Genomic DNA, 6,171 nt, shown 5'->3' on the forward strand with positions numbered 1-6,171 from the left:
GACGTAGCAACAAAAACTATGTTCAACCGTGGGGCTCACGGAGTTAGCTTGGTAATGAAGTAGTCAGAAGGCAACCGTCCCAAGAATCACATGGCTTCAGCCATGTGGAGTGTCAAATTATTTATCTTTAAGGAATGCTTCCACTTCTATCTCTACTAATAAATCAGGATCAATTAGTCCTTTTACTTCAACCATAGTAGCAACAGGTTGTATTTCTTGAAAAAACTCTCCATGTGCTTTTCCGATTTCTTCCCATTTTGAGATATCTGTTACAAACATTCTGGTACGGATGACATCTGACATATTTGCCCCTAATTGCCTCAACGCATTTTCTATCGTTTGTAAAATAAATATGGTTTGCTCATAGGCATTCCCTGCACCTACTACTTTTCCTTCCTTCATTGCTGTTGTGCCTGCTACTTCAATCCGGCTCCCTACTCGTAAAGCCCGACAATAACCTACTTCAGATTCCCATGGTGCCCCTGTGAAAACTTTTTGTATTTGCATGCTTCTCATCCTCGCAATAGTTTATTTTCCGGATTTACCATTCTCTCTAATCGTTTATACTCTTCAAATTTTTCTTTACTAGCAGTTTCGCGATGCATATAAATATGCAAATATAAATAACGAAAATTGGTATAAAATTTGAGAAAGAAATTGATCTGATCTTCCCAATCATCTTCTAAATCGTTTTCGCACAGGTAGCCAAACATAAATTTATGTAAAAACTCTTGTTTAAATGTGCTCTGTTCGTATTCCGATACATAATACAGGGCATGATATAGAGCAATGGCGATATCGTATGTATACCAGTGATATTTGACATGATTCAAGTCGAATATAACTAATTCTCTATTTTTGTTGAGAAGGAAATTTCGGTTACTAAATTCATTATGGATGAGTCCGTATGTTTTACTGTTTTTCGGCAATTGGCTTGCTGTTTCTCGGAGCTCTACCCATCGGTCTTGTACGAGTTTTGGTGCAGTTGAGAGATCTCGATGATAAATTTCTCCTTGATCCCAATCATCAAAAGGGGTATCCATTTCTTGCAGATGGAACTTTTTAGAGATGGCATGCATTTTTCCCATCTCTTGACCCCATCGTGTAAATAAATACTCATTCCAATGGATGAAGTCTGTTTGCTTATTGTTTATTTTTTCTCCTTCTGCCTTTTCGTAGGAAATAGCACAACAAGGAATGGGGAGCGTATGTATCACTTCAATGGTATTTCCTCTTTTGGATAGTATATTTTTTGGGATATTAATTCCGTTTTTTCGTAAAAATTGTATCCATTTCATTTCAGATCGTATCATATTGCGATCTTTGTTTGCGGAAGGAATCAGTTTCAGAATATATTCTTCACCATCACGTTCGTATTGAAAAACATTTTGGTAAAAACCACCTATACAGGTACAAGACAATTCGCTGCCGTGAAATCGACGAACAGCTTCGTTCACGATATCTTGTTTCCACATTCGCTTTCATCACCATGCTTTCTTGTTCGGTTAATCATCTTATTTATTATAACAAAAGAAAATTTTTATCTGTGGTAGATATGTCTTATGAATAAAAAAACATTCCGCCTATATCTTGACCTTAATGTTCGTATATGATTATATTTTTGTTAGAAATAATCCATAATATGTTCGTTTTTGAAGGAAAACATTGGAGGTAGCTATGAATCAACAATTGGAGCGTGTGGTTGTTTTAGATTTTGGAGGTCAATATAATCAACTGATTTCTAGAAGAATACGAGATTTAGGTGTGTTTAGTGAATTGCTTCCTCATAACATTACTGCAGAAGAACTCAAGCAACATAAACCTTCAGGAATTATTTTTTCTGGTGGACCAAATAGCATATATGAAGAGGGTGCACTTAAGTGTGATCCTGCTCTTTTTGATATGGGTGTGCCAATCTTAGGGATATGTTATGGCATGCAATTAATAGCTGCTCACTTTGGTGCAAAAGTAGATCGAGCACATAAACGAGAATACGGGAAAGCAGAACTTGAAGTTGTTGGGAACAGCAAATTATTTGCATCATTTGGGGCGAAAGAGCAAGTATGGATGAGCCATAGTGATGTTCTGATTGCTCCCCCAACTGGTTTTGAAGTCATTGGAAAGACAGATTCTGCTCCAATCGCAGCAATGATGGATGAAAAACGGAATTATTATGCTGTTCAATTTCATCCAGAAGTCCAACATACAACAAATGGTAACGAAATGCTTAAACAATTTTTATTTGCAATCTGTGGCTGTAAAGGCGATTGGACAATGGAGACATTTATGGAAGACGCAATTGCAGATATTAAAAAACGTGTCGGAGATAAACGGGTACTCTGTGCGCTTAGTGGTGGGGTAGATTCTTCTGTAGTAGCAGTGCTTATTCATAAAGCGATCGGAGATCAGTTGACATGTATGTTTGTCGATCATGGACTTCTTCGCAAAGGGGAAGCAGAGGGTGTTGTTTCCACATTCCGTGATCATTTCCATATGAACTTTGTCAAAATCGATGCGAAAGATCGCTTTCTCGGTAAACTTGCTGGGGTATCTGATCCAGAGCAAAAGCGGAAAATAATTGGAAACGAGTTTATTTATGTTTTTGAGGAAGAATCATCGAAATTAGGAAAACATGATTTTTTAGGCCAAGGAACACTATATACCGATATCATTGAATCTGGCACGGAAACTGCTCATACCATAAAATCCCATCATAATGTTGGTGGACTGCCAGAGGAAATGAGTATGGAGTTAATTGAACCGCTTAATACGTTATTTAAAGATGAGGTTCGCAAATTAGGAGAAGAATTGGGTATTTCCCGGGAAATTGTCTGGCGTCAACCATTTCCAGGTCCAGGTCTTGCTATCCGTGTAATTGGTGAAGTTACAGAGGAAAAATTACAGATTGTCCGAGATTCCGATGCTATTTTACGAGAAGAAATTGCAAAAACAGGTTTGGACAATGAAATTTGGCAGTATTTCACTGCACTTCCTGATTTTAAAAGTGTTGGTGTTATGGGTGATGTTCGGACTTATGCTTACACAGTAGGCATACGTGCAGTTACCTCCATTGATGGGATGACAGCTGATTGGGCGAGAATCCCTTATGATATTTTGGAAAAAATATCTACGCGGATTGTAAATGAAGTGGATCATGTGAACCGTGTCGTTTATGATGTTACCTCCAAACCGCCATCGACAATTGAATGGGAATAGCATTATAGAAAAGAGGATTTCGGCATGACAGAAAATCAATCAACTAGTTCTGGATTTTTCAAATTAAAAGAAAATAATACAAATGTTAGAACCGAAATTTTAGCAGGTGTTACCACTTTTTTTGCTATGGCTTATATCATTTTGGTAAATCCTAGTTTGCTCAGTAAAACCGGTATGGATTTTGGAGCTGTATTCGTCGCGACTTGTCTTTCCGCAGCTCTTGGTTCCCTTTTGATGGGCTTAATTGCAAATTATCCGATTGCGTTAGCTCCTGGAATGGGATTAAATGCATATTTTACTTTTACCGTTTGTTTAGGCATGGGAGTGCCGTGGCAAAAAGCACTTGGAGCAGTTTTTATTTCTGGGGTCATTTTTTTGTTACTTACTGTAACAAAAGTAAGGGAAATGATTATTAACTCTATTCCATCTTCGTTGAAATATGCAGTATCAGCTGGAATTGGTATTTTTGTAGCTTTTCTTGGTTTGAAAAATGCTGGTGTTATTGTTGCAAATGAAGCGACATTTGTAGCTCTAAGTCCAAAACTTGCATATGATCCCCAGTTGTTACTTACTATTTTTGGATTGATATTTACCGTTATTCTCATGCTTCGAAAAGTTACTGGTGCAATCTTTATCGGAATGGTTGTAACAGGAATTGTCGGAGTGATTACTGGATTAATCGCACCTCCAACAGGTATTTTTTCTGCACCACCTAGCATAGCACCTACATTTTTGAAAATGGATATTGCTGGTGCATTTGACTTGGGATTAGTAACCATCGTTTTTTCTTTCTTGTTTGTTGATTTATTTGATAACGCTGGTACACTAGTAGGAGTGGCAAATCAAGCTGGATTTTTGAAAGATAACAAGTTACCAAGAGCGGGTCGGGCATTGGTTACTGATTCGTTAGCAACGATGGCAGGAGCCACGATGGGAACGAGTACAGTTACATCTTATGTAGAATCTACTTCTGGGGTTGCTTCTGGAGGAAGGACAGGGCTTACTTCAGTAGTTACGGCGATTTGTTTAGCTCTTTCTGTGTTTTTCTTTCCATTGGTGAAAGCTTTTGCTGGTGTTGCTGCTATCACTTCTCCAGCATTGATTATTGTTGGTGTATTAATGGCCAGTAGCTTAAAAAACATAAAGTGGGATGATTTTGCAGTAGCGTTACCGGCATTTCTTACTGTCATCATGATGCCCCTAACATATAGTATCGCTACTGGAATTGCAATTGGATTTATTATGTATCCTATCTGTCAATTGGTTGTCGGGAAAGGCAAAAAAGTTCACCCGATCATGTATATATTAGCGGTGTTGTTCGTTTTACGTTTTATTTTCATCGAATCTATTTAATAAAAATCCCCTTGTTCCATACAAGGGGATTTTTATTGTATAAAACAAAGTTTTATCTAGTGGGAAATGTTCCGTTTGTTCAAATTATTATAGAAAAAGCCTTGACCAAACTTTCATAAACTATTAACATTATCTTTACAAGTAGATGGTTGTTCTACTTGGTGAATACTTGACTCACTAGGAGGGTATCAGTTTATGATCAAATCCATTGAAGTGAAGAAAGTAGATTCATTGGGGCCATACCCATAGTAAAAGAAACAAAATACTTAGACTGGAAATGGAAAAAAGCTTCAGTGACTTTCTGAGGGGGGATTCTATTGGAGTTCCAAAGCAGTAGTTATCAGCAAGCGAAAGGTCCGTATCCTTAGTTGTATAGAAAGAAAGCCACCGCAAAACGGTGGCTTTTTCTTGTGTATAATGAATCCGCCAAGTAGAAATGTTAATAGGTAGGGGGTTATTAGACATGTTGATATTTCTACTTACTTGTTGGCTAAGTTTTTTCCCGTCTTCTGACGTTTCTGAAATAAATCATATGTTTCAAATGAAACAAATGGCAGTGAATAAAGGGGATTTATCCTCTTTTATATCGACAATTTATTTTGATGACCATTATCGACAAGAACAAAAACGCTGGTTTGAAGACGCTGTTCAATTTATTGATCCCAATTCTTTTCAAATTAAAACAAAGCAGTATAAAAAGCTAAATAAAAATTTTTATCGAGTTGAAATCATCCAATCGTATAGAAAAAACAATAAGCAGTATATATTGCAGTATCCTACTTACGTAATAAGAACAAAAAATGGCTGGCAAGATGCAGATTCATTGGGATATGAATTTCATAGAAACAATTTGACTGTCAGATACAGCGACTTCCATTTGGAGAGCCAAGCAAAGAGTTCGTTGGATGTATTGGTTAAAATATCACATATACTAAATCAAAAATGGAACTGGAACTCAAAGCAGATAGAGGCGAAGTTGTATCAAAATCCAGAAGTATTTCGACAATCTGTTAAGTTATCTTTACCAAGTTGGGCTGGAGGCTGGAATGAAGCAAAGCAATCGATAAAATTAGTAGTTGGAAAAACAGATACGACTTCTTTGCGCCATGGACTCGCACACGAATATACTCATCAGTTGCTAAGTGATATGACAAATGACAATGCATCTTATTGGCTGCAAGAAGGTGCTGCAATGTATTATGAAGCTTTTTTTACAGGTGAGAAACCTCATATCGATCGGGATTTTAGGCCATATAAAATCAAACAGCTGGAGAGAATGAATCTAGAGCAGTTAAATGATCATGAGGCATATCGCTACTACTTGTCTTGTTATGTACAATTTCAATTTTTAGCTGATCATTTTGGTGAGAAAAAAATAGCTTCTGTTTTGCGCCAATTACACCAATTTCCTTACAAAGATGCAGATAGTGCCCAAAAACAAGCATTGACCAATCAAAGAACTGAGGAAATACTACTAAAAAATAGGATCTCCTATCATTAAGCTGGTCCTTCCACCTAAAATACGATGGAGATAATGAAGAAAAGAAAAAGTTAATATAAAAAAAGTGTTGACTTATTACAATGGAGCATGTTATATTATTT

5 protein-coding genes are annotated in these 6,171 nt (G+C 36.9%); 3 read left to right on the forward strand and 2 right to left on the reverse strand.

Annotated features, from left to right (window positions below; all coding sequences use genetic code 11):
• Positions 1 to 117: 117 nt before the first annotated feature.
• Both AC5WOC_RS21040 and AC5WOC_RS21045 read right to left on the reverse strand, forming a co-directional pair.
• The gene (locus AC5WOC_RS21040; RefSeq protein WP_496057390.1) at positions 118 to 507 is read right to left on the reverse strand and encodes a RidA family protein; all 390 of its coding nucleotides are present in this window, start codon (positions 505 to 507) and stop codon (positions 118 to 120) included.
• A gap of 5 nt (positions 508 to 512) precedes the next feature.
• Positions 513 to 1,475 (reverse strand): phosphotransferase enzyme family protein, encoded by a 963-nt coding sequence (locus AC5WOC_RS21045; RefSeq protein WP_496057391.1) that lies wholly within the window; start codon positions 1,473 to 1,475, stop codon positions 513 to 515.
• A gap of 202 nt (positions 1,476 to 1,677) precedes the next feature.
• Between AC5WOC_RS21045 and guaA the strand changes: the two genes are divergently transcribed.
• The 3 genes from guaA (at position 1,678) to AC5WOC_RS21060 (ending at position 6,070) form a co-directional block, all read left to right on the forward strand.
• Positions 1,678 to 3,216: a glutamine-hydrolyzing GMP synthase gene (gene guaA / locus AC5WOC_RS21050; protein WP_496057392.1), complete on the forward strand. Its 1,539-nt coding sequence runs from the start codon at positions 1,678 to 1,680 to the stop codon at positions 3,214 to 3,216.
• Between the two features lie 24 nt (positions 3,217 to 3,240).
• Positions 3,241 to 4,569: an NCS2 family permease gene (locus tag AC5WOC_RS21055; protein ID WP_496057393.1), complete on the forward strand. Its 1,329-nt coding sequence runs from the start codon at positions 3,241 to 3,243 to the stop codon at positions 4,567 to 4,569.
• 463 nt (positions 4,570 to 5,032) lie between these two features.
• Positions 5,033 to 6,070, forward strand: coding sequence for a gluzincin family metallopeptidase (locus tag AC5WOC_RS21060; RefSeq protein ID WP_496057394.1), 1,038 nt, complete (start codon positions 5,033 to 5,035; stop codon positions 6,068 to 6,070).
• The last annotated feature ends 101 nt before the right edge of the window (positions 6,071 to 6,171 follow it).

This window comes from Shimazuella sp. NTD247, from assembly GCF_059510415.1.